Origin of the sequence: Arthrobacter globiformis, from assembly GCF_030818015.1 — a bacterium.
GTDB lineage: Bacteria > Actinomycetota > Actinomycetes > Actinomycetales > Micrococcaceae > Arthrobacter > Arthrobacter globiformis_C.
This window is the reverse complement of sequence record NZ_JAUSZX010000003.1, coordinates 13,945-37,750: the sequence shown is the minus strand read 5'-3', so window position 1 is coordinate 37,750 and position 23,806 is coordinate 13,945. Positions and strand designations below refer to the sequence as shown.

Annotated in this window: 19 protein-coding genes; 11 read left to right on the top strand and 8 right to left on the bottom strand. The window is 63.5% G+C overall.

Translation table 11 applies throughout. The features are described 5' to 3' along the window. Window positions 1–3: 3 nt before the first annotated feature. Window positions 4–435, bottom strand: a complete 432-nt coding sequence (locus QFZ23_RS23205; RefSeq protein ID WP_306927043.1) for a LexA family protein — start codon at window positions 433–435, stop codon at window positions 4–6. A gap of 267 nt (window positions 436–702) precedes the next feature. Between QFZ23_RS23205 and QFZ23_RS23200 the strand changes: the two genes are divergently transcribed. From QFZ23_RS23200 to QFZ23_RS23190, 3 genes are all read left to right on the top strand, one after another. Continuing rightward, window positions 703–1,767, top strand: a complete 1,065-nt coding sequence (locus QFZ23_RS23200) for a tyrosine-type recombinase/integrase (RefSeq protein ID WP_306927042.1) — start codon at window positions 703–705, stop codon at window positions 1,765–1,767. Continuing rightward, a complete protein-coding gene (locus QFZ23_RS23195; RefSeq protein ID WP_306927040.1) occupies window positions 1,764–2,126 on the top strand; it encodes a helix-turn-helix domain-containing protein in 363 nt (120 codons plus the stop codon). Before QFZ23_RS23200 ends, QFZ23_RS23195 begins: the two co-directional genes overlap by 4 nt. A gap of 411 nt (window positions 2,127–2,537) precedes the next feature. Further along, complete coding sequence (locus QFZ23_RS23190; protein WP_306927039.1) at window positions 2,538–3,857, top strand: hypothetical protein; 1,320 nt, start codon at window positions 2,538–2,540, stop codon at window positions 3,855–3,857. A 1,353-nt stretch (window positions 3,858–5,210) separates the two neighbouring features. Here QFZ23_RS23190 and QFZ23_RS23185 read toward each other — a convergent pair. The 3 genes from QFZ23_RS23185 to QFZ23_RS23175 form a co-directional block, all read right to left on the bottom strand. Next, entirely contained in the window at window positions 5,211–6,224 is a 1,014-nt protein-coding gene (locus QFZ23_RS23185; protein ID WP_306927038.1) for an ATP-dependent DNA ligase, read from the bottom strand. Between the two features lie 27 nt (window positions 6,225–6,251). After that, window positions 6,252–6,386, bottom strand: coding sequence for a hypothetical protein (locus QFZ23_RS23180; protein WP_306927036.1), 135 nt, complete (start codon window positions 6,384–6,386; stop codon window positions 6,252–6,254). Between the two features lie 888 nt (window positions 6,387–7,274). After that, window positions 7,275–7,922: a nuclease-related domain-containing protein gene (locus QFZ23_RS23175; RefSeq protein ID WP_306927035.1), complete on the bottom strand. Its 648-nt coding sequence runs from the start codon at window positions 7,920–7,922 to the stop codon at window positions 7,275–7,277. Between the two features lie 350 nt (window positions 7,923–8,272). Between QFZ23_RS23175 and QFZ23_RS23170 the strand changes: the two genes are divergently transcribed. Then, window positions 8,273–8,503 carry a hypothetical protein gene (locus QFZ23_RS23170; RefSeq protein WP_306927033.1) on the top strand — a complete coding sequence of 77 codons (231 nt, stop codon included), beginning with the start codon at window positions 8,273–8,275 and terminating at the stop codon, window positions 8,501–8,503. Window positions 8,504–8,666: 163 nt separating this feature from the next. Here QFZ23_RS23170 and QFZ23_RS23165 read toward each other — a convergent pair whose 3' ends face one another. After that, a complete protein-coding gene (locus QFZ23_RS23165; RefSeq protein ID WP_306927031.1) occupies window positions 8,667–8,975 on the bottom strand; it encodes a hypothetical protein in 309 nt (102 codons plus the stop codon). Between the two features lie 273 nt (window positions 8,976–9,248). Here QFZ23_RS23165 and QFZ23_RS23160 point away from each other — a divergent pair, with 273 nt between their 5' ends. The 7 genes from QFZ23_RS23160 (at window position 9,249) to QFZ23_RS23130 (ending at window position 19,070) form a co-directional block, all read left to right on the top strand. Next, window positions 9,249–9,638, top strand: a complete 390-nt coding sequence (locus QFZ23_RS23160; RefSeq protein ID WP_306927029.1) for a MobC family plasmid mobilization relaxosome protein — start codon at window positions 9,249–9,251, stop codon at window positions 9,636–9,638. 2 nt (window positions 9,639–9,640) lie between these two features. Then, entirely contained in the window at window positions 9,641–11,278 is a 1,638-nt protein-coding gene (locus QFZ23_RS23155) for a relaxase/mobilization nuclease domain-containing protein (protein WP_306927028.1), read from the top strand. A gap of 30 nt (window positions 11,279–11,308) precedes the next feature. Further along, window positions 11,309–12,541: a hypothetical protein gene (locus QFZ23_RS23150; RefSeq protein WP_306927025.1), complete on the top strand. Its 1,233-nt coding sequence runs from the start codon at window positions 11,309–11,311 to the stop codon at window positions 12,539–12,541. Between the two features lie 222 nt (window positions 12,542–12,763). Continuing rightward, window positions 12,764–13,351: a hypothetical protein gene (locus QFZ23_RS23145; RefSeq protein ID WP_306927023.1), complete on the top strand. Its 588-nt coding sequence runs from the start codon at window positions 12,764–12,766 to the stop codon at window positions 13,349–13,351. Between the two features lie 212 nt (window positions 13,352–13,563). Next, window positions 13,564–14,730: an ATP-binding protein gene (locus tag QFZ23_RS23140; RefSeq protein ID WP_306927022.1), complete on the top strand. Its 1,167-nt coding sequence runs from the start codon at window positions 13,564–13,566 to the stop codon at window positions 14,728–14,730. Window positions 14,731–15,637: 907 nt separating this feature from the next. Further along, the gene (locus QFZ23_RS23135) at window positions 15,638–17,794 is read left to right on the top strand and encodes an amylo-alpha-1,6-glucosidase (RefSeq protein ID WP_306927021.1); all 2,157 of its coding nucleotides are present in this window, start codon (window positions 15,638–15,640) and stop codon (window positions 17,792–17,794) included. A 106-nt stretch (window positions 17,795–17,900) separates the two neighbouring features. Beyond that, the gene (locus tag QFZ23_RS23130; RefSeq protein ID WP_306927019.1) at window positions 17,901–19,070 is read left to right on the top strand and encodes an ATP-binding protein; all 1,170 of its coding nucleotides are present in this window, start codon (window positions 17,901–17,903) and stop codon (window positions 19,068–19,070) included. A gap of 355 nt (window positions 19,071–19,425) precedes the next feature. Here QFZ23_RS23130 and QFZ23_RS23125 read toward each other — a convergent pair whose 3' ends face one another. The 3 genes from QFZ23_RS23125 to QFZ23_RS23115 all read right to left on the bottom strand — a co-directional run bounded on the left by QFZ23_RS23125 (window position 19,426) and on the right by QFZ23_RS23115 (window position 23,805). Beyond that, complete coding sequence (locus QFZ23_RS23125; RefSeq protein ID WP_306927017.1) at window positions 19,426–20,625, bottom strand: acetyl-CoA C-acetyltransferase; 1,200 nt, start codon at window positions 20,623–20,625, stop codon at window positions 19,426–19,428. Beyond that, a complete protein-coding gene (locus QFZ23_RS23120; protein WP_306927015.1) occupies window positions 20,622–22,679 on the bottom strand; it encodes a 3-hydroxyacyl-CoA dehydrogenase NAD-binding domain-containing protein in 2,058 nt (685 codons plus the stop codon). The genes QFZ23_RS23125 and QFZ23_RS23120 overlap by 4 nt, the downstream gene beginning before the upstream one ends. 136 nt (window positions 22,680–22,815) lie before the next feature. After that, window positions 22,816–23,805, bottom strand: a complete 990-nt coding sequence (locus QFZ23_RS23115; RefSeq protein ID WP_306927013.1) for an NAD(P)H-quinone oxidoreductase — start codon at window positions 23,803–23,805, stop codon at window positions 22,816–22,818. Window position 23,806 lies beyond the last annotated feature (1 nt).

Here is a 23,806-nt window from a genome sequence, read left to right as displayed (position 1 = left end):
CTTTCAGACATGGTGCAGGCACCTCGTCGCCACGCCCCACACCGTCAGGTCCGACAACGCCGGGACCTGGATGTCCGGGTACGCCGGATTCTCCGCCTGCAGCACCACCCCGGCTGGAGTGATCCGCAAACGCTTGATGGTCAGCTCCCCGTCCAGGACCGCGACCACGACCGAGCCGTCCTGCGGTTCCAGGGCCCGGTTCACGATCAGTTCGTCCCCGTCGCTGATCCCGGCGCCTTCCATCGAGTCCCCGGTCACCCGCACCACATAGGTGCTGGTGATGTCCTTGATCAGGTGCGCATTCAAATCGATGCGGCCGTCAAAGTAGTCCTGGGCCGGTGACGGGTAACCGGCCGCGACCGGCACCGGCGAGACCAGAACCGACAACAACGAGGCGCCCGCATCTATCACACGGGGACCGACAATAACGCCCACAACACACCTTTATTCGAATATATGTTCGATTAATTCAGTGTAGCCGTAGGGGCAGACAAAGGAACGAAGTTGCGCAATTGCATCAGATGCAGGATGCGCGAGCCCGCTGGGCTGAGAAATAGCCCTTTGTGCATTCCCACCCTCTAGGCAGCGTTTGACCTGGCGCCGCAATCCTGCATTTAATGCAGGAAAATTGTGACAGAGGATGGTCTTGTGAGGGTTCGAGGTGGCGCGGTCGGATCTGCTTCTTTGGTGCTGGCCCCTGGGGTGTCGTATCTGGACGAGCCGGAGGCGGTATTTGAGGGCATGCTTGCGGGCTGGGAAGCGCAGCGGCGGGGCGGGCGTGGTCTTCGATCTCAGAGTGTGCGGTCGGGGGTGAAGGTCATCCGTCGGTTTCATGCTTCGTCGGGCGAGTTCCCGTGGGCGTGGTCGGCGGCCGCGTTTGATGAGTGGATGCTGGATCTTGTCTCGGTGAAGGGGTTAGCGCCCTCGACCATTCGGGGCTATCAGAACGTCGTGGCGCAGTTCTGCGACTTCATTTGCTCCCCGCACTATGGCTGGGTTCAGGAGTGCGAGTCGCGGTTCGGGACGCATCCGGTGCAGGTCTGCACGGAGTGGAACACGACCCGGCATCTGCAGGACTATGAGGGCGGGTCGAGGCGCCGGCCGTTGACCCGCCTGGAGTTGCAGGGTCTTTTTGATTACGCGGATGGCCAGGTGGATCTGCGCTTGGAGTCGGGCCGTAAGGGCACGTTCGCCGCTTACCGTGATGCGACGTTGCTGAAGGTCGCATACGCGTGGGGGCTGCGCGCGAACGAAGTCGCTGGTCTGGACGTGACTGACTTTTACCGGAATCCCCAGGCGCCGGAGTTTGGTGCTTATGGGATGGTGTTGGTCCGGAACGGCAAGGCCTCCCGGGGCGGTCCGGCGAAGCGCCGTTCGGTGGTGACCTTGCATGGGTGGGCGGTGGAGGCGGTGAAGGACTATGTGGAGAATGTCTGGCCGTTGATCCGGGCTGAGTCGTCGAATGCGTTGTGGGTGACGGAGCGTGGTGCCCGGGTCAGCCCAGTCCAGATAAGCCGGCGGTTCAAGGAGTATCGGGACGAGCTGGGCCTGGACACGGCGTTGTCGCTGCACGCACTGCGGCACAGCTACGTTACTCACTTGACCGAGGACGGCGTGGACCCACTGTTCATCCAGCGGCAGGTTGGGCACGCGTTCGGGTCGACCACGGCGATCTACACTTCCGTGAGCGGTGAATTCGCGAACACGATGATGCGCAAGGCAATTTCGGGTCTGCTGCAGGCTGGGGTAACAGAGGGGCGGAAATGAAGATCCTGGATTATGAGTGGCGGTTGCGTGAAATCATGGCCACCCGCGGGCTTTTCAGCACGACAAAGCTGATCCCGCTCCTGAACGAGCGGGGTGTCCACCTCTCGGCCAGCCAGGTCTACCGGCTGGCCGCGGAGAAGCCCGAGCGGCTCAATCTTCAAGTCCTGGTCGCCCTGATGGACGCGCTGGATTGCACGGCCGATGAGCTGATCGGCAAGGTATCCATCCCGACGGCCCGCGGCCGTGCCACCGGCACCGGAACCGATGACGATCTCGGCGGACCGGGCGGACTGGAAACCCTGAGGGGAAAGGGCCATCGTCCCAAGCGGGCAGGCATTCTGCCCCCGGACAACGGGTAGATGGGCCAGGACCGGGCCTGCCTGGAATGCACCGCCCCTACGCCGGCCGGGATTGTGATCCTCGACCAGGTTGTTTGCCGGGACTGCTGGGATGTTCTGCTGCGCACGGCCACCTCGACGCTTGGCGACAGGGTCATGGAACTGCTTGGCCCAAGACACCGGATTCACCCGATAGCGGCCTCGCGGGCGGTTGCGGCCGCGCTGCCTACGGCAGGGGACCGGTTGCGGGTGCTGGTCGAGCTCCGCGTCCGCGGCCTGGGACCTCACCGATCTTCCGGGAAGCGCAGTCCTGGACTTCTGGCTCTCATTTCGGAGCTGCGGGCCGAGGGGGTGCCGGGCACGCTACTTGGCCAACCTCGGCTTTCCACCGGCTCGGAGGGCGGGTGCGCCCAATGCGGCAAGGACAGGTCCATGGGGGGCCGACAGAATGGCGACTTGCTCTGCACGTGGTGCTGGCGCACCCACCCCGATGTCCTTGCGCCCTGCATCCGTTGTGACGACACGCATTACCTGAGCAGGGACGGTCTTTGCCAGGGCTGCCGCAGCCGGGACAAAGTAGACGCACTGTTCAGCGCCGAGCGGCTGGCGACGAGACCGGAACTCACCGGCATCAGGGACGCCTTGCTGGCCGCCGATGGCACCTATCTCTACAAACTCATGAAGAAGACCTCGTCCTCGTGGAAGGTCCTGCACCTGCTTGTTGCCGGCAACGAACCGATCACCCATGACGCGGTGGACGCCGCCAGCCGCCCGGGGACGTCACTGTTGCGGTCCTTCCTCGTTGCGACCGGCGTCCTGCCGGAACGGAACGAACGCCTCGTCGCCTTCGAAGCCTGGATCGATCGAACCGCCCTCAACATCATCGACGAGGCGGACCGGCGCACCTTCCTGGGATTCGCGCGCTGGCGGCACCTTCACCGCGCCCGCCAGCACATCACCCTCACATGCGCTCAAGCAGCCGGCCACCGCCGCCAGCTCAGCTACGTTCGCAATTTCCTCTCCACGCTCCATGTCCAGGGAATGACCATGTCCACGGCAGGGCAGGCAGCAGTGGATGCCTGGCTCGCCGGCGGCCCACCCGAACGCGCCTGCGTCAGGGCCTTCGTGCAATGGTGCAGAGCCAACGGGACCAATCAAAACCTCACCGTCACCAGCCCCCGGCCCAACCCGCTTCCGGCGGTTCTCCTCCTGCCGGAACGCCAGCATCATGCCCTCCTGGCCAAGGTCCTGGACCCCGACCAGGACCTTGATCCTGCCCTAAGGCTGGCCGCATCCCTGGTCCTTCTCTACGGCATCAGGAACCACGAACTCGCGGCCCTGCCACTGGCCAACATCATCGCCATGGCCGAAGGCGTCTGGATCCGGTTCGGACCCGAACCCCTCCACCTGCCCGCCACACTGGCAGGGTATGCCCGCGAAGCGGTCAACGAACGCACCGTCACACGCCTGGGACGCACGACCGAAGACCACCAATGGCTCTTCCCCGGACTGTTCCCTAACCAGCCCATCGACCCCACAACCCTCTCCAGCCGACTGACGGCCCTGGGCGTCAAACCCGAAAAGACTCGGAGCACCGCAATGGGGCAACTCGCCCAACAGCTTCCGCCCGCGATCCTTGCCCGCCTCACCGGAATCAAAGCCTCAACGGCGGTCCGCTGGAGCGCCGCGGTCGCGGCAAGCTACGCCCGGAACATGCCATCGTCACTGGAACCCTCCACCCCGTTCCAGTGACGATCCAACGGAGGAACCCGCTGCGGGACAGCCCGGGCGAAGCGAACTGTCCTTACCTTGATGCCGTGAAGCATCAGGTGGCAGGCCGAAGCGCGGATACGACTGCAACAATTTTTGGGCCATAACGCCGGTCCATCTTTTGCTGGATCCTTCCGTCGTCATAAATGACCGTCAAAAAGACATAGCCGTTATCGACCAGTGCAGAAAGCACTGTCCGATCACCGGATCCTGACAGATCGTTGCTAATTTTCCTCAATTGATCCGGCGTCCCAGCGCCTCGATGTACCGCATCCCGACGTGCGTCGCGTGGCCATTGAGCAAATTCATTGCGTCCGAGGTGCCGTGGAGGTGTCTGCCCCAGGGTGAAGGTTTTGCCGTCCCACGTCCCCTCCACCAGGTAATCTCCATGCGTTACGGACCCTACAGTTTCCGACCCATTGACCGAGTCCCAGTTCCAGCCGCGGAGGACGGGGCCGCTGCACCTTGGTGGGTCGGACGCCGCAATGTTGCCCAAACAGAACACGGGCTCTGCAGGTCGCCGTTGAAGCACCGTTCCTTGGCCCATGAGTTCCCCGGGGACTGAGGACTTCGTCGCGCTGTCACTGACGGTAGGACGGTCGCCTGATTGCGCGGTGGCGGTACAGCCAGCAAGCACGACGGCGAGGCCGCCGATTAACGCGCTTCGGGCAATTCCGCGTCTCCTCATGCCTAAAGTATCGCTCTCGTGTTCCTGTGGAACCACGGGAGATTACGGATCAACCCGCAGAACCTACCCGCTTGATTCGGGCGCCTCAGTCCCATGAGAGGGCGGCTTCGCGGGCCTTGTGAGGAACCTCTACTGAGACGATCCCATGCCTACTTGAGCTTCTTGACTCGGTCCATCATTGCAAGAGTCAAAGGAACCGCGACCACTGCGGTTACTGCAGTGGTCGCAACTGGCGGTCAACCGAACGCCTTGCCAATTAACGCGCCGGAAATTGAAATGGCAACAAAGATGAGGATCGCACCCACAATGAGACTCAGACGGTGCTTCCTCAAATCAGCCATACCGCGACACTAGCGGAGCGCGCAGAAGCAACGAACGGGCACCCGGGTTTCATTGGGGGAAGCCCCGGTCTCGTTTCAGTTCCAGCGGGGGAGGCTCAGTAGCGTCTCGGGCGAATCTTCTACCAACGACGATCTGGAACTGACGACTATTCGTCCAAAAGCTATTGCGCAAGCTACCGATACATCCTCTTTCCCAGCCGAGCAAAGAAGCGAACGGGCTGCACGCCAATGGGGACAGCTTTGAGCTGTGCGGAGGGCTCCACCTGGCCCCAGTGGGCACAACCCGTCCATCGCGACTTGCAGGGGTTACCTGTCCTTGATCTGCGGCGGGAGTTCCACGTCGGCGGGATCCAGCTCTGGTCTGGCCCGCACAAAAGACAGAGGATGCCGGAACGATCTGCCGGACCATGCGACGTCGGCCGCGACTTCGACCACGAGCGCTTCGACCAGCGTCAGGTGCACCGGGCCTTTGTCCTTGCTGAATCTGTTCAGCGAGGTTTCGCTGATCTCTTCGGGCCACGGATGCCCGGGCAGCGCCGGGCGGAGCTGGCGGCCCAGCTCGCGCCCTGCACGTGCTGAAAGGACTGTAGAGCGGCCGACGATCCGCAGCTGCCCATCAATGGGCAAGCCCGCGATGATCGCGTGGGGCTGCGTCAACGGCCCAATGACGGCGGCGCACACGACGTCCAGAACGTTCTTGTGCTTCAACTTCAACCAGGAGCGCGAGGCGTCATATGTCTGCGATCCTCCCTTGAAGACCAACCCTTCAATCCCGGTGGCTGGAAGATCCCGTAGCCAGGTCTTTGCCAGTTCCGGGTCTGTGGTGGTGGGGGAGAGGGCCAGCGGGGCCGCCCATTCCCGGGCCAATTCTTCGAGCAGCTGCCGGCGACCGGCGAACGGGACACCGCGGACGTCCTGCCCGGCGACGGCCAGAACATCGAAGGCCGCGAACGTGGCCGGGAACAACTTCACCAGCGCCGGCAGAGCCGCCCTGGACGTGACCATCCGACGCTGCAGCGCCTCGAAGTCCAGCCGATCCCTGTTCCATATGACGGCTTCGCCGTCGAGGACGACACCGGGCGGGACCTGAGCCCCGAGGGCTGCGGCCAAGTCAGGCAGGACCCGTGTGAGCTCTTTGCCCTGCCGGGACCAGAGCGTCACCCCGTCGAAATTTATGAGGGCGATCGTCCGGTACCCGTCCCATTTGGGTTCTGAATACATCACGCCTGGCAGCGCATCGGGTCCCGGGAATGTCTTGACGAGTTTCGCCAGGGCAACAGCAACCGGTGGTTGCAGAGCCGGCGGGATGGACTCGCTCATGGGCCCAGCCTAAAGGACGGGCCGTTTCTAGCGCTGCGGGCTGTCCTGGATGCCCTCGGCGGTGTACTTCTGGGTGCGCTTTATGGTCTCCGCCATGGCCCGTACGGACTGCGGGTCGTCCTGCCAGCGGTTGCCGTCCCGCGTGCAGGCATGGAACGACACCCCTGCTTCCTTGGCCGCCTGCTGCAGTTCGGCCCACGCCGCTTCCAGGTCTGCCCAGCTGTGCGGGCGTCAGCGGCTCGCGTTCCGTGGCCACCACGACGGCGGAGGGCTCCGCTGCGGCCGGTGCCCGGCGCCGGGTGAAGAAGCTTCGCAGTCCCACAGTCCATCTCTCCTTCTGACAAAGAATGTCCCGCCTGGGATTGGGGGAACCAGGCGGGACACTCCCACCGTACCAACCCAGTCTGACAAGTCCCAGGGCAAAGGCAGGCTCGCAGGGCTCGCGCTGGTTTCCGCTGCGCTTCAACCAGTGAATGGGCGTCCGCTTCGCGGCCGGCTGTTGGGTCCAGGGCGCGCCGTCGCAGAGCTCCGGACCCCCTGGCCCTGTTTGTCTACGACGTTTTCTGGTTGCTGTCCTTCGGATTCTAGGCGTCCGCTCCACCCCGTCTAGCCCCTCCTTCGTCGGGGCCTGCGGCGCAGGAATTTCCCTACGGCGCTCCTTCGTCGCTGATTTCCTTCGGGAATTTCCCGCCCCTTGCCCTGCGGGTAGACAGGGCTCCGTCGGCCGCCGAGCAAGCAAGCTTGCCAGCAACCAAAAAACAACAGGGGAGAGGGGACGCTGGCCGGTCACCTGATCCGCCCCACTCACCCCAACTTCTCGGCAAGAAGGAGCAACACCATGAACGCAATCACCATCAAGACGGTGACCACCGTGGACACCGGCGAAACGATCGACGGGGTTACCGTGCTGGGCGACAAGGGTCCAGATGGTTGTGGAAATGGGTGAAGCCACGATCAACGGTGAGACCACAGATGGCTGGCTAAGGGCCGTGGCCGTGGAGGCGGTCCCGTAGCGTCTTTCCGAACAGTTTCGAACATCGACACCTGACGTCACGCGGACTTGAACCGCGAGGCTACCGACTCACGCATTCTCGCCACATCAACGTCGCCGGCTGTCTGCTCTTTAAGCACTTTGGCTAAGCGTTTCGGCCAGAGCACATGAACGCCCCGTGTCGAGAACGCGCCCCCGATCAGGGGCCAGTCTGCTTCGATGAAGCACAACGCCCCGGTGACCGGAACATCCCCAACCATGTCTCGCACGACATGGACCTGTTTGAGCACCCCATCGACCAGTTTCGTGCAATCACGCCGGCCAACGACGAGCTTCTCGACCCGGGTGCGAAGGATGCCACCCTCGATCTTCAGTTCAGGCCGTCCCTTGTACCGCTTGGCATCAATCACCCAGATTCCACCGGGAGTGATGGCGATATGGTCGATGTTGGCCTTCGAGCCGGGGATGCGTCGGTCGTGGAGGACAGCCAGGCCATCGGCGGCCAGGGCATTTAGCCGAGCGCCGAGGCGTTCCTCACCGAGCGCGCCTCGATCCCAGGACTTGGTGTGCTGCCGCTCGTCAGAGAGGGTGACTGCGAGGCCACCGAAGGGACCCCACTTCTCGCGGAGCTTTTCCTCGTCCTTCGTCTTGCGGCGCTCATATTCGCGTCGGGCGGACGACCCGGCTACTCCGGACTCAGTGGACAACGATTCATCACAAGGTGGTTCCAGGTCGGGAGACGTGGTTTGCGTAGTCTCGGTGGCACACTCCAAGCAGCGGACGGTCTTCGTCTCGCTCTCGTAGATCGCTTCTGTCCCGGCCGGAAGAGAGGCAGCGCACAGCCGACACGCTCCGGCGTATCGGAGCCTCATCTGCTTCATGAGGATGCGGGGTGGAACATCGGCGCGGATCCATCGGCGTTTGCCATGGCTCAATCCTCACCCACGGCATGAGCTTTTCGGGACGTGTCGCGCGTACGGCATGCCAAAGACCTCGCGAACTGTCCGGGTGAAGGATTCCCTGCCGTGCATAGCGCCACGCGGGCCTATGGAACCTGGTGGTGATTGTCGCCGCCCCGCAGCTTGTGGTTGTCGCCGCCCTTGACCCGCTGGAAGACCCCGAGCCGATTGAGAAGCCGGCCGGCCTCCCAGGGTTCCGTGCCCGGCCTGGTTGGTCCTGTGCGTGGGTGGATTTCGTCCCGGCTGAAAAGAACCTGGCCACAGCCGGAGGTGCGCCGGCGGCCGGCGTCAAGGTCCATGGGGAAGGTGCCCGCTGGCGACGGTCGTGATTCCAGGCTGTGCACATCCGCCGGCCGCTGGCGGTGACGGTCAAGCAGGTGGTGACCTGGCGGTTGTGTGCATCCGGTCAGGTGGGTCCCGTCGTCCACCTGTGTGCGGGAAAAGCCCGAAGGAATATTGCTTTTGCCGTGCCCAGGTGGGCGAGGGGCAAGTCTAGTCAGCCCCGGTGACCGCATCAGGAGAGGACGGGGATCCTTCGTCCGAGGTGCGGGCGGTTGCCGGTTTCCGGCAGCGCGCTGCGGCGCCGGATTCAAGCCCGAGCTTCTTCAGTTCCTCGGGGCTCCACCCGTCCTTGGTGGCGCGGACGTAGGCGCGCTTGTCTTCGCGTTCGGCGTCGGCGAGCTGCTCGCGCAGCTCGGTGATCCGCTGTCGGGTCTTGACCAGGTTGGTGACGGACTCGATGCGCGAATCCAGGAGGGCACGTGCCTGGTTGCGTGTCTGTTCGATATCGATGGTTGGCATGCACCCACCGTAACCATAGGCGTAGTGGGTTTCCGGGCAGCGACGCGCAGCGGCGTGCAGATTCGCTGACCGGGCTACGCCAGAGGGCCGGAGGAAGGGCTGGAACCGTCTTCGGCCCGAGGAACCGTCTTCGGCCCGAGCAAGCTATACATTTACACGGGTGTAAATGGGCGTGTCCTGCACCGTCCTGCCGTCCCTGCTTGGCACACTTGCTTTCGTGGTCCCCGGTTCCGGGGTCGCTGCGCTGGGCAGTTGAGGCGATTGGGGGAGTGCGTGACCGAAGAGAGCGTGCCGCGTTCCCGCATCTCCAAGCGGCGCCGGGAGAACAAGCCGGCCGGGTCGAAGAAACGCCGTGACCTATGGGTCACTGCCGAGGAGGAAGCCGCCCTCGTTGCCCGCGCTGCCAGGGAGAAGGTCACTGTCCCGAACCTGCTCATCACAGCCGCCCTTTCGGAGGGGTCGGAGACGCCGACGGAGCGGAAGGCGGCGATGGCTGAACTCATGGCCATTCATACGTTGTTGGCGCGGGTGTCGAACAACGTGAACCAGATCGCCCGGCACGCCAATGCCGGGGACGAATTCCCCCAGGACGCGAAGGCTGCACTGGCGTACGTGCGCGAGGTCGCGATGCGGATCGACCGGACGATCGAGGGGCTGATGTAGGGATGATTCCAAACATCACCCGCGGGTCCCGGATGTCCGGGCTGCTGCTCTACCTCGCCTCCACCGACACGGACAAAACGAAGAACGCCCACACTGACCCCCACCTTGTGGCTGGCGACGCGGCGATCATGGCCTGGTACGACGACGGGGTCCTGGACCGCGACGACGCCATGGCCATTGCCAAGCATTTGGACCAGCCCCGCAAGGCGTTCGGCATCGAGGTGCTGCAGAAGGATTTCCGCTGGGACCCCGTCAAGAAAATGCGGGTCGCGAACGGCCACAAGCACGCCGATGTGTGGCACTGCTCCCTGAGTCTCCGCGCCGAAGAAGGAGCCCTGACGGATCAGCAGTGGGGCGACATCGCGAACGACTTCGTCGACGCCATGGGGTTCACCGCGGCCAGCGGAAAAGCGCAGTGCCGGTGGGTAGCGATCAACCACGGCACCAGTGAGAACGGCAACCACCACATCCACATCGCCGTGTCCCTCGTGCGCGAAGACGGCACCAAAGCCTCCACGCACGGCGACTACAAACGAGCACAACAGACCTGCCGCGAGCTGGAAACCAAGTACGGGCTCGAAGAGCTTGCCAGTGTGCACGCCACCCGCGGCTACGACCGGGCCGAGAAGGCCACCGCTGTCCGCGACGACCGCGAAATGCATCGTGCCTCCCTGGCCAGGAAGGTGCGCGCCAGCGCCAGCGCGTCAGCAACTGAAGCAGAGTTCGTTCGACGTGCCCGCGACACCGGGCTATTGGTCCGGCCGCGCTACGCGAAGAACACCACCGACGTCATCGTTGGCTACTCTGTCGCAGAGCGCCCCAAAGCAGGAAAGCGTCCCATTTGGTTCGGCGGCGGCACCCTCGCGTCCGATCTGAAGCTCGGTGCATTGCGTGAGGAATGGATGGACTCACCGCACCTCGCTACCGAGGCCGCAGCGGAATGGAACGCGGCCGCGCGCAACAAGCGCAAGGTCTCCAAGACCGGTCCCGAGAACGCGACCCCTTCAGCTGCTGTGTGGGTGGAATACACCCGAAACGCCACAGCACTGGCCGACCAGCTGCGCACCATTCCGCGTGACGATCACGCAACCTGGGCGAAAGCAGCGCGTGAAGTTTCCGGTGCCTTTGCAGCCTGGTCATACCGGCTGGAGGCTACGCCAGGTCCGCTGGCGGCCACAGCTGCCGAACTGTCCCGCACAGCCCAACTCCGGGCTCCCCGGCAGCACGGCAAACCCGTCGCGCTGCCATCCATTGCCGGCACTGCCATGTTGTTCATGGCAGTGTCGAGCAAGAACAAAACAGCCGCTCAAACAGCACTCATGGTGCAGCTGATCAACACCGCCTTCGCGGTGTACGAAATGCACGCCCAGTCCGGCCGTGCCCGGGAAGCCCAACGCATCCGATCAGTGGTCGAAAACCAGCTGGCCCCCTTCACTGCGACGATGCCCAAGGCCGTCCTTGTAGGAGCAGAGCAACAACCGGCCGAAGCGGCTGCGGTGCCGCCGAGGGCAGTTGATATTGCCCGCCGCGGCATGGCCCCGATCCGTCCCGGTTCGGTGGTTCCCACGACACCGACACCCGCAATACCAGCGAAGACCTATCAGCCCAGCCGCGACACCGGGCCGGGACTCGACCGATAAGAATCACACCACTAGTGCAAGGGGAACACCATGAGTGAATCAGACGGCATCGACGACTTTTTCGACAACGGAATGCGGCAATCCCTGATGATCGCCTCACGCATCGCAGAGACGCTGGCCCGCCGCCGGCAGGAAGCCCAGCGACAGCAGGAACACCTGGACTCCCAGGCGGCGCACGAAGCACAGACGCGCCTTACAGCTGAGCGGAGTTCAGCCCTCGCTGGCCTCGCACCCGTACAGAAGGATGAGTGGTGGAACAAAGCACAGCCGGCCGACATCGCCGCGGCACACGCCGTCGCTGAAGGCTGGAAAGACCACGACCCTGCCGCCCTTGAAGCCTCCGCGAAGATCCGCGAAGAAGTCCTCGCTCGGTACGGTATCGACACACACGACGTCGGTACGGACGCCGCCTACCTTGAATCGGGAATCGCGACTATCGAAACCGAAAAGGCCCGGCTGGATGAGCTGGCACGCAGCCAGGAAGAAACACGGAAAGCCGCTGTCGAACACGAGAAGGCTATGCAGCTGATCGCGGCGGCGCAGGCAGAAGAACTTCGAGCCCAGGCGGCGAAGCTGGCACCTGAAATGGAGCGCCACCAGATACCCGTGGAGTACTTGGCAAACCCCGAACTGGCACAGGCCCTGCAGCGCGCGCATAATGCGAAAACGCCCAAAGCTGCTGCAGCTGCAGACGCTGACATCAAAGAGCGGCTGTTCCTGATTGGCGAGGACGGCATCAACGGCCCCGACATTGAGCAGCTGCGCAAAGAAACCACCGCGACCATCAACGGTGCCGGCGAATCCCACTTCAATGATCCCCAGTTCGTGAAAGCAGCCAAGGAGATGCACGATGCCAAGCTCCTGGCCGAAGGCGGCTTCCCAGGCTCTCAATTTGCATCAACGGAACAACGGTATGAACGGGCCGAGAAGGATCTCTTCGCCCGCCTTGAAGGCGTCGGCCGTGAGATCGAAAACCGCGTCACAGGCAACGACAGCAGCCAACTTAAAGACCAGGCACTCAAACCAGAAACCGCATCAGCTGCCGGCTACGGGTCAGCTGAACACCACGCAAAATTCGCGGAGTCCCTGGAAGGCACCGGCGCCAATGAAGCCCAGATCCGCGGGCGGCTCACTGCGGCACGCAGCGAAGGCACTCACCCCAGCGCGGCAGTCACCACGGGCAAGGGTGCTGCTAAGGCAAGAAAGTCCCGTGCAGGTGCTGCAGTGGGCGCTGAGCGCGGCAAAGGTGGGCTGTCCCGATAGTGGAGCCAGCAAGATCAGCCCCAGTACAACGCTGGGGCTGATCTTCTCGCCGGTTGGATTGCTCCACCAGGAGGCCTGCCAGCCCAACGCTGGCAGGCCTCCCACGGTCACCTCGCGGTTCACCCAGGTCACCGGGACACGTAAGTGGACTCATGAGCGAATCGGGCCATTTCACATCTTTGCTTAACTGCTTTTAGAAACTCCGAGAAGGAACGAAACACATTGAATGAGCTCGTCACTCTAATTGGCGTTCTGATCGGCACGGGCGGACTTGCCTCGCTGCTCAGCGGGGCATCTGCACTGCAACGAACCGGGCGGTTACAGCGCAAGATTCGAGTACTGCATGATTCATCGGCGCTGTTCGAACCTGGAGGCCAGGTGGCAGCCGCATTGGAAGCGGCCAAAGCTCTTACAGCTCTCGACCTCGCCGCCTCAACCCTGATGAAGAGTCGCGTCATAGGACGCATTACCTTTGGGATCGCTGTTTTGGCCTTGACCGGGGGTTACACCATCTGGATCGGAATGGGTGGGGACAGCCCTCTATTGCTTGCGCCGTCCACCTATAAGGACGCGCCCTTGGTTGGTCTGGGGACGGCGGCAGTCGCAGTCGCAGAACTCTTCTGGCTGATCCGGACGTATCTTGCCGGTGACTTGCAGGCCAGAGAGCAGATCATCCGCACTTTGCGTACGGTCTCGCAGCCAACCGATCACCTCGCCATCCTCGACTCCGTGCGCCCCGAGTTTTTCTCCGATACCCCTGCAGTGGAATCCTCCACTTATAAGCAAGCGCTAATGAATGTCGAGGAGTGATTCGCCGCGGCAGGGCGATCGCCAGAATCCGCCCCAGAGAGCCTTATGTCTCTACACGCAGTCGGGTGCGTAGTTCGCCCTGCCTGACTCGTCCGGCAGGCAGTCGGCCTGTTTTTGGGTGGCTCGCTCAGATGCTATCGATATCTATCGATGTGTAGCATTTTGCTAGACTTCCTTATATTTCTGTAGATCTCCTTAGAGATGAGGCTCGCTTGGATCCGGTATTGAATCCTTACTCGCCTGGTGCCGGCCGGAAACCTGCGGCTCTTGTCGGCAGGGAGCAGCCCCGCAGGGATTGGCAGATTGCGATTGACCGGGTTGAGGCCGGCAGAACGGCTCAGCCTGTCGTCCTGTACGGGTTGAGGGGAGTGGGTAAGACGGTCTTGCTCTCTGACTTCCGACGGTCCGCGGCCGAGCGGGGCTGGCTGGTGGCCCAGGTCGAGGCAGGCGCCGGCAAGTCATTGCGCGAAGCGTTGGGCGAAGCGCTGCACGCGCCACTTGCCGATCTCGCGCGTCCGTCCGCGGGGCGGCGCCTCCTGAAGGCGCTGAAGACTGCGGTCAGCTTCAAAGCCTCCTATGACCAGGACGGAACGTGGAACTTCGGCCTTGACCTGTCAGGGGCCTCGGGCGGGGGAGCGGATACGGGTGTCCTCGAAACCGACCTCCGTAAACTCATCCACGACCTGGCCCTGGCTGCAGAAGAAGAGAACGTGGGCCTGGCGATCCTGGTCGATGAAGCGCAGGACCTTGATCAGGCCGAGCTCGTGGCGCTCTGCGCGATCGCCCATGCCGCCGCACAGGACGACTGGCGGGTCCTTTTTGCGTTTGCCGGCCTGCCGAGCCTGCCCCGGGTCCTCGCCGAAGCGAAGTCCTATGCCGAACGGTTCAATTACGAAAAGATCGAGGAACTCCGCGGAACCATCGCGTCCGAGGCGCTCACGAAACCAGCGGGCGAGGACGGGGTCGAGTGGGACGAATCCGCCGTCGCGCTGATAGTCGGCGAAAGCGCTGGCTACCCGTACTTCCTGCAGCAGTTCGGGCAAGACACCTGGAACGCCGCGACCGGGGCGAACATCACGTACGACGATGCCCGGGTCGGTGCGGCCAATGGCCGGGCGGCCCTGGACAGCGGGTTCTTCCGGGCCCGCTGGGACCGGGCCACCAGGGCCGAGCAGAACTATCTCAGGGCCATGGCTGAAGACGGTGACAAGGGAAGCTCATCGGGCGAAATCGCAGCCCGGCTGGGACGCGGTCCAGCCAGCTTCGGCCCGATCCGCGCGAATCTGATCGCCAAAGGCCTTGTCTACGCTCCCGAACACGGAGTCATCGCCTTTACCGTCCCAGGAATGGCGGCTTTCATCAAACGCCAACCGAGGTAGGACGCGTGCAGGCGGCTCCAAAGCAGACGCCACGTTGTCTGCCCGAACGTACGTTCTGACCCTTATGGAGAGTGCCGGCGCCATCGCCGCTGAAGGCAAACCCGTATTGACGCGCCGCCTCGACACAGCCAGTTAAATTCCGAGCGACGTAAAAACGGGCCTCCGCATTGCACCTCAATCAGGACGAGGGCTACGCTAGGATAGCGGGCAAGTATGTCGTAACATACTGTCAGCTTTACATAATCATGGTTATCGGCGTTCGGAATCATGCAGAAGTGCCCGGGTAAATAAAGGTTTGCGGTGGCCCTGCGGATCTGTTCGGTCTCGCAGGTCGCGACACAGCATGATGCAGGACGCGCAGTCTTCTCTTTGTGCAGTGTTGGGACGAGTTTGGGCAGCACGGCTGCCAGCAGCTTTCGCCGGCGGCGGCCCGCAGTACCGCCAGCAGAACACCAGGGGGCTGCAGATCCGCGCCGTATGTGGGAGCCCGGCCGGGCCTCACAGGTTTGGGCATCGGAGGGGCAAGGGCATGCCGCAGCACCGCCCGGGCATAGTCCCGGTGCCAGCCGGTCAGCTCCACGACCTCGTCCAGGATCCTTCCCTTCCGGACCTTGTCACCGGCCCGATAGGACCTCGCCAGCTGCTTCGTCACGGCCTTGCGCTCAGCCATCGTCAATCCCATCCACCCGGCCTAACCCGCACCGCCCACCCCGGCAACCGCCGACCCAGCCGGAGGATTATTAATGAGGCAACGTATCCCCCTTCCCGGAGCTTCTTACGACTCAACGCGCCCTCTGGCGCTTGAGTGAAGACCGGCGTAGCGTCAATCGGAACCATGAAGGCGGCGGCCGGCGCTCTGACTAAACATCGGGACTGCGTTTCGGGTCAATTCTTGGAGGAGCCGAGGATGGCTGGATGGAATGCTGACACGGCGGCGGGGCCCTTAGGTTCCGGGACGGTCACCTTGGTCGAGGGCACGTCCTTCTGCATTTCCTTGCCAAACGGTGACATCCATCCCGACAATCCGCACGGGGCTTTCTTTGAGGACACGCGCTTCCTGTCGCGTTGGAGTCTGACCATTAATGGCCAGCCATTGGAGCCGTTGGCAGCGGAGACGAAGCAGCCGTACCGTGCTCTATTTGCCAGCCGCGTCACCCGATCGGACGGCTACGCGGACAGCCCGTTAATCGTGGAGCGGCTGCGCGAAGTGGCGGCAGGGATCTTGGAGCAGATCACGATTCGGAACTATGGCCTGAATCCTGCAAAATGCCTTGTTTCCCTGAGAATTGAGTCCGACTTCGCGGATCTTTTCGAGGTCAAGGAGGCCCGGATTCCGCGGCGATGGGAGGAAACTCGGCAAGCGGACGGTGATTCGTTGATCATCCGGGCTCTCTGGCAGAACGCCCGGAAGGGTGTCATCGTCAAGACCGAGGGGGCTGACGTCACCCCTGAGACCCTGACTTACCGGACGGTTGTCGCGCCCCAGGACCAATGGACCACGGAGCTTCGCGTGGTGCCCCTCGTGGAAGGAATCGACCCTGACGCGCTGTTTGTCCATCCGAACGCCGGTGAACTGTCTCGGAGTGACCGGCGCCGGCAGGAGTGGGTGGCCAAGATACCGGTGCTGCAGATGGGAAACCGGTCCATCGAACGGACGTTGCGCCGCAGCTACGACGATCTGGGTGCCCTTCGGATTGAGGACCCCGACCACCCTGAACGTGTCGTGGTGGCCGCCGGGGCGCCCTGGTTCATGACCCTGTTCGGCAGGGACTCGCTGTTGGCTTCGTCAATGGCGCTGCCGGTAGACCCCTCCCTGGCCTTAGGTACGCTGCAGACGCTAGCGGATCGACAGGGAAGAGTGGTGGATCCGACAAGCGAAGAGGAACCGGGCAAGATCCTGCACGAGGTCAGGCTTGACGTCTCCAGCGGGCTTTCCTTAGGCGGCAAGTCCGCGTATTACGGCAGCGTCGACGCGACGCCGCTGTTCGTGCTGGTACTCGGAATGGTCAGCCGATGGGGCTTCGCCAGGGACACCATCGCCGCACTGCTGCCCCATGCCGACCGGGCGCTGGACTGGATCAGGGATTACGGCGACAAGGACGGCGACGGGTTCGTCGAGTATCAGCGGCTCAACGACCAGGGGCTGATCAATCAGGGCTGGAAGGACTCCTGGGACGGTATTAACTTCGCAGACGGCACGCTGGCCGAACCCCCTATTGCGCTATGCGAGGTGCAAGCCTACGTCTACACGGCCTATCAGGCGCGCGCCTGGATGGCCTACGACGCCGGCGAGACAGCTCTTGGGAATGAACTCGCCGAGCTTGCGGCGCAGCTGAAGAAACGGTTCAACGAGCAGTTCTGGCTGCCCGAGCGCGGGTACTATGCCGTCGCCCTCGATGGCCGGAAGCGGCCGGTCGACGCGTGCGCCTCCAATATGGGTCACTGCCTATGGCTCGGCCTCGTGGACGAGGATAAAGCCCCGCAGGTGGCCGAACGTCTGATGTCCCCGGAAATGTTCAGCGGCTGGGGCGTGCGTACCCTGGCCAGCGACATGCGTGCCTACAACCCCGCCAGCTACCACAACGGCTCAGTTTGGCCGCATGACAATGCCATCATCGCGACCGGCCTGCTCCGGTACGGTTTCGTGGCGGAGGCACAGCGGATCTCCACGGCTCTACTCGAAGCAGCCGAGTACTCGGGCGGCAGGCTCCCGGAGCTTTTTTGCGGCTTCAGTCGGGAACAGTTCACCGTACCCGTCCCCTATCCGACGGCGTGCTCCCCACAGGCTTGGGCAGCGACCACGCCGATCCGGCTCGTGACGAACCTCATGCGGTATGACGCCCACGTTTCCCGCGGTGGCCTATGGATGGATCCTGTGCTCCCGGAGTCCTTTGGCGAGCTGCACATCACCAACGCGCCCCTGGCCGGAGGCCGGATCACAATCGACATTGCCAAGTCCGTCCCCACAGTTCAGGGGCTGCCCGAAGGGCTAGTACTCCACCGCGGGCACCGTCCGTGGATGACTGAACTCCTGGAGCAGGCCAAACCTCACCCGCAGACGTAACGATCAATCCGGATCTACTTGAAAGACTGACCAGCCGGTGGTCCTCCTCTATCAAGCTTTATCACCCTATATCCAATAAATTTGATTTAGGGGTATGGTGATTGATATGGAGAGCGCACTGAATCCCTATTCACCAGGTTCTGGACGGCGTCCCTTTGAATTGGCCGGCCGCCAGAGCGAGATTGACGCTTTCGATTTGCTGCTGGCGAAGACGCGACAACGCCGCCCTGATCGGGGCATCGTCTTGCACGGACTGCGGGGCGTAGGAAAGACCGTGCTGCTGAATGAGTTCCGGCGTCAGGCCGAACATGCCGGGTTCATGGTGGTCAGCCTTGAGGGCAGGGACGCCGAGGGTGGGCCGAAAGCCATCCGGGCCAAGCTTGCGCGCAACCTTCTGCAGGCAGGGCGAAAGCTGAACCGACGCGGTGCCGGAACCCGTCTCGTCGCTGCGCTGGGCAGCATTGCCTCCTTTTCGGCCAAGCTGGGCGTTACGGGTATCGACATCGGTGTGAATCTGAACCATGGACGGGCCGACTCGGGATCGATCGAAGTGGACCTGGAGGAACTCATCGAGGATCTGTGCGAAGCGCTGGCCGAAAACCGGTCGGGCCTGATCTTTATCATCGACGAAATGCAGGATCTGGATGATGGACTCATTGCCGCGCTCCTGAGCGCTCAACATCTGGCAAACCAGCGCGAATGGCCCTTCTACATTGCCGGCGCAGGCCTGCCCAACCTGCCCTCAGTGCTGGCAGAAGCACGGTCCTACGCGGAGCGCATCTTCAATTACCGCAGCATCGGAGCGCTGACCAGGGAGGCTGCCGAAGCGGCCCTCGTCGTCCCGGCCTCCCGGCATGGCGCACGATACGTTCCTCAAGCCAAGGATCTTCTGCTCGACGCATCAGGCGGCTACCCCTATTTCCTGCAAGAGTACGGTTATGCGGCGTGGGAAACGGCGCCGGAGAAGACCGTGACAGTCGAAGATGCGACAGTTGCCGTAGCAATAGGCCAGGCACAGTTGGACCAGGGCTTCTTCCCTTCTCGCTGGAAGCGCGCTTCAAATGCCGAGAAGGCGTTCCTTCGACTAATGGCTATGGACGGCGATGCTGGCTCCAGTACCTCCGAACTTGCCCGGCGGGCGGAGAAGAAGCAGAGTTCCATGACCCAGACAAGATCCTCCCTGATAGAGAAAGGCATCATCTACGCGCCAGCACTTGGCACAGTGGCGTTTACGGTTCCTGGAATGGCGGAGTACGTCCAGCGCCTTAGCGAATAGCCGAGTGCCGGTAAGGAATCCGCTGATAGGTTATGGGACCAGTCGGATTCGGTGCTCTTGGATGCCGGGTAATTTTCGTTCGCCGGCGCTGGTATGGATCCAAAGGATCCCTTGGTCCGGGGAGCTGAGGACCCCCTTACCCATCCAGCGGTTCCCGTGGCTGTCGAGGGCCTGGACCTTCTTGCCTGGCGCCAGTGATGAAAGATCATCGTCCCGAGCGCCTGATCTGACGTTCGTCATGTATCAGCCTCCTTGGTTGCCCCGCGGGGCTCGTTATGGTCTGTCGGCTTTGAGTCGTGGGATCGGGTGGAGGCCCTGCGCCGGCTGTAGGCAGTGAGGATCGGTCTGGTCCGGACTAAAGGGAGAGAAGCAGCGCCTCGCCTTGTCCGCCTCCGCCACATAAGGCCACTGCGGCTGTTCCCTGTCTGCGGCGCAGTAGTTCGTGGACCGCGGATACGACGACGCGGGCACCTGAGGCTCCGATGGGATGTCCGAGGGCGATCGCTCCGCCGTTGACGTTGACGCGCTTGAGGTCCATGTCGAGCATGGCTGCTGAATGCAGGGCGACAGAGGCGAAGGCTTCGTTGATTTCGATGAAGTCCAGGTCCTCCACTTTCCAGCCTTCGTGATCGAGGGCTTTTTGGATTGCGAGGGCAGGTTTGTCCGGTAGGGAGGTGTCAGGACCGGCGATTTGTCCGTGGGAGCGTATCACCGCGAGGGTGTCCAAGCCGTTGGCGTCGGCATAGCCCCTTGTGGTCAGGACTATGGCTGCTGCCCCGTCGTTGAGGGGTGAGGCGTTGCCGGCTGTTACGGTACCGGCGGGGGAAAAGGCTGGTTTTAGCTTGCCCAGCACTTCTGCTGTGGTGGCGGCTCGGACCCCTTCGTCAGCTGTCACAAGCAGATCGTCTCCACGGTGCTGCGGGACAGGTACGGGGACGATCTCCGCCGTGAACAGTCCCTTGCTTTGGGCTGCGGCCGCCCGCTGATGGGACATGGCGGCTACGTCGTCCTGGTCGGCACGGGTCAGTCGCAGTTCCTCGTTGGCCCGGTCAGTGCCAAGGCCCATTGTTTCTTGGCTGAAGGCGTCGGTGAGCCCGTCCCATGCCGCAGAATCTTTGAGTGTGGTGTCGCCGTAGACAGTGCCGGCGCGGGAACCGGCCAGTACGTGCGGTGCGTTGCTCATGGATTCCTGTCCACCGGCGACAACAATGGCCGCCTCTCCGAGGCGCAGCATGCGTACGCCTTCAATAATGGCGGTAAGGCCCGACAGGCATACTTTGTTGACCGTGCTGGCATGGGTCTGGAGCGGGATGCCTGCGGCGACGGCGGCCTGCCGGGCGGGGTTCTGCCCTGCTCCGGCCTGCAGGGCGTGGCCCATGATGACTGCGTCAACGCCGACGGGGTTCACGCGCGCGTGTGCGAGAGCCCCACGGATCGCAGCTCCGCCCAAGGCGACCGCCGGCAGCGGGGCGAGTTGGCCCATGAGGCGCCCCTGCGGGGTTCGCGCGGCGCCGACAACGACAACCTCCAGGGCGTTGATGTCCAGGGTGTTCATACTGTCTCCTTAGCGGTGCGGTTGGGGTCCGCGCGGAAGGCCGTGCCGGCTTCGCGGTCCAGAAGTGGTGTGAGTCCGCCGGTGTGGAAGGGGAAGTTTGCGCCGAGGATCATGCACAAATCAATGTGTTCGGGTCCTTCCACGACTGTTTCGGTGAGCATGAGCTCGGTTTCCTGGGACAGCGCGTCCAGGATTTGGGTTCGGACCTGGTCGGGCGCGATCGGTGCAGGTTCAGGCAGGAGGGCTGCTGCGGCGGGCGATATCTGCCCGTCTTTGTCCAGGTATCCGGGCATGCCGGCGGTAACGATGGCCTTCAGGCTGCTGCTGACGGTGAACCGGTCCGGGTAGGCGGCGTGCAGGGTATCGCCGATGTGCTGCTGGACGGCCGGTCCGATGAACTGCAGCAGCCGCAAGGGCGTCATCGGCAGCCCCAAGGAATCCAGTGCGTGGTCCACGGTATGGGGGTCCGCGCCGTCGTCGATCAGCTGCAGGGTCTCACTGATGAGGCGCGTGAGCAGGCGGTTGACGACGAATCCGGGCCTGTCCTTCACGAGCACCGGTGTCTTGTGCAGCTTTCTGGCCAGTGCCAGGGCGGTGGAGACGGTTGCTGGGTCAGTTTGCGGGGTGGCGATGAGTTCCACGAGGGGCAGGACGTCAACAGGGTTGAAGAAGTGGAACCCGACAAGCCGTTCGGGATGGGAGAGCCCGGCGGCGATGTCGGCGATCGACAGGGAGGAGGTGTTCGTCAGCAGTATGGCCTCGGGACTGAGCACGTCTTCCACTTGGGCGAAGACCTGGCGTTTGACGTCGAGTTCTTCGAAGACTGCCTCGATCACGACGTCCCGGTCTGCGAAGTCGGATTTGTCGGTGGTGCCGGTGATGAGGGCCCGGACGTCCTCGGCCTCAGTTGAATTCAGCAGGCCGCGTGTCACGAGCTTTTCGGTCTGGTTGCTGATCCATTCCAGTGCCGAGTCGATCCGGTTTGATGACAGGTCGGTTAGGAGGACTGGAACGCGCAGCTGGCGGGCGAAGAGGAGAGCCAGCTGGCTGGCCATGAGGCCTGCTCCGATCACGCCGACGGCCCGCACGGGGCGCGGCTCTGCGGAGGGATCCATTTTAGGTACTGGCTTCGCAGCGGATTGGGTGAGGGTCAAGGCGTATCTGCTGGCGCGGGCCTGTTCGGAGAGCAGGAGCTCGCCGAAGGCGCGGACCTGCTCCTGATGTCCCGGGAGGGGCATTTGCCTGCCGGCAGGGTTTGGCGCGCCCAGGGTTAGGCCTGAGGTTTCGAGGAGCTCCAGCGCCCGGTAGGGGGCAGGGGCGGCGCCGTGGAGGCGCTCGTCGAGGGAGCGGCGAATCTTCTGCAGTGCCTGCGGGTCGTGGACGGGAGCCGGGCGTGGCGGGCGTCTGCGGTGCCCAGAGACAATGTCGGCCGCGAAGCGGAGGGAGGCATCCAGGAAGGCGTCATCAGGGACCACCACGTCCAGGAGTCCCATTGCTGATGCGGCGTCGGCCGTCAGGGTCCGGCCGTTCAGGGAGTCCGTGACTACCAGGCGGGCGGCCGACGCTGTGCCGAGCAGGGTTGTGGCCAGCGGTATGCCTCCCCATCCCGGGATGAGTCCAAGCCGGACCTCCGGAAGGCCCAAGGCGCGCACGGATTCTGCCGCGGTGCGGTAGTCCGCGTGCAGGGCCAGTTCCAGGCCCCCGCCGAGGGCTGTTCCGTTGAGGAAGGCGAAGGTCGGGACGTCGAGGGCGCGCAGCTGCCCGAGAACGTCCAGCCCCTGGGCGGCAACTTCTTCGGCTTCAGGCGCGGTGGCTGCCAGGGCCATCTGTTTCAGGTCCGCGCCGGCGCAAAAGGTTGATCCCACCCCGGTTACCGCGATGGCATCGGTTTCTTTGAGGTTGATGGCGCTGAGGGCTGTGGACAGGTTCGTCAGCGAAGACGGCCCAAGTGTGACGGGCCGTCGGCTGCCGTTGTCCAGGGTCAGCAGAGTGATGCGGACGTTGTTCCGCACATGATGGTCGGTCCGGACATGGGTTACCGTCTCGTCGGTCATGGAGCTCCTAAAAAATTGCGTGCTGGTTGGTGCCCGGGGAATTGCTGCCCGGTGGGGTTCCACGCGGGCATGAGCCGAGAGGCCGTCGGGTGCCTCCCCGATGGATGAGGTTTCAGGGCTGGAGTGCGGCCGCCGGTCAGTTCATCGTCAGAACGACTTTGCCGACGGTCTCCGGTGCGTCGAGCAGGCGGTGGGCTGCGGCGGCCTGACCGACCGGGAGATAGGCGTGGACCACGGGGCGGATTGTTTTGCTTGCGATCATCGGCCAGAGGTGTTTGGCGACCTCCTCAATGATGCTTTTCTTGCCGCCCGTCCCGTGCACCGGGCGACTGCGCAGGCCGGCGGCGTGGATGGTTCCGCGTTTGGCCATCAGTCGTGCCAGATGCAGTTCGCTGTTGGCTCCGCCCTGAAAACCGAGGACCGCGATCCGCCCGTCCTTGGCCAGGGCGGAGATGTTCCGGTCAAGGTATGAGGAGCCCATGATGTCGAGGATGACGTCTGCCCCGTGCCCGTTGGTTTGTTCCAGGAGCGAGGTCACGAAGTCGGTTTCCCGGTAGTTGATTGCGATGGCTGCGCCCAGCCCTAGGCAGGCCTCCATTTTTTCCGCGGTTCCTGCGGTGACGGCGACGCGGGCGCCCAGTGCTGCTGCGACTTGGATGGCGTGGGTTCCGATGCCGCTGCCGCCGCCGTGGACCAGGAAGGTTTCTCCGGGAGCGAGCCGGGCGTACATGGCGATGTTGGACCACACGGTACAGGCCGCTTCGGGCAGAGCTGCCGCTTCTTCCAAACCGACGCCGGCCGGGACGGGAAGCAGCTGATCGGCGGGAACCGCGACCCGTTCGGCGTACCCGCCACCGCTCAGGAGTGCGCACACCCGGTCCCCGACGTCCCATCCGCTCACCCCGGCCCCGACTTCGGAGATCGTTCCGGAGCACTCCAGACCCAGGATGTCGCTGGCGCCTTCTGGAGGAGGATAGTTTCCCTGCCGCTGGTGCAGGTCCGCGCGGTTCACTCCAGAGGCTGCGACGTCAATGACGACTTCTCCGGGACCGGGAACGGGGTCGGCGGCGATGGTCCATTCCATGGCCTCGGGCCCGCCGGGTTCGGATACAGAGATGGCATACATC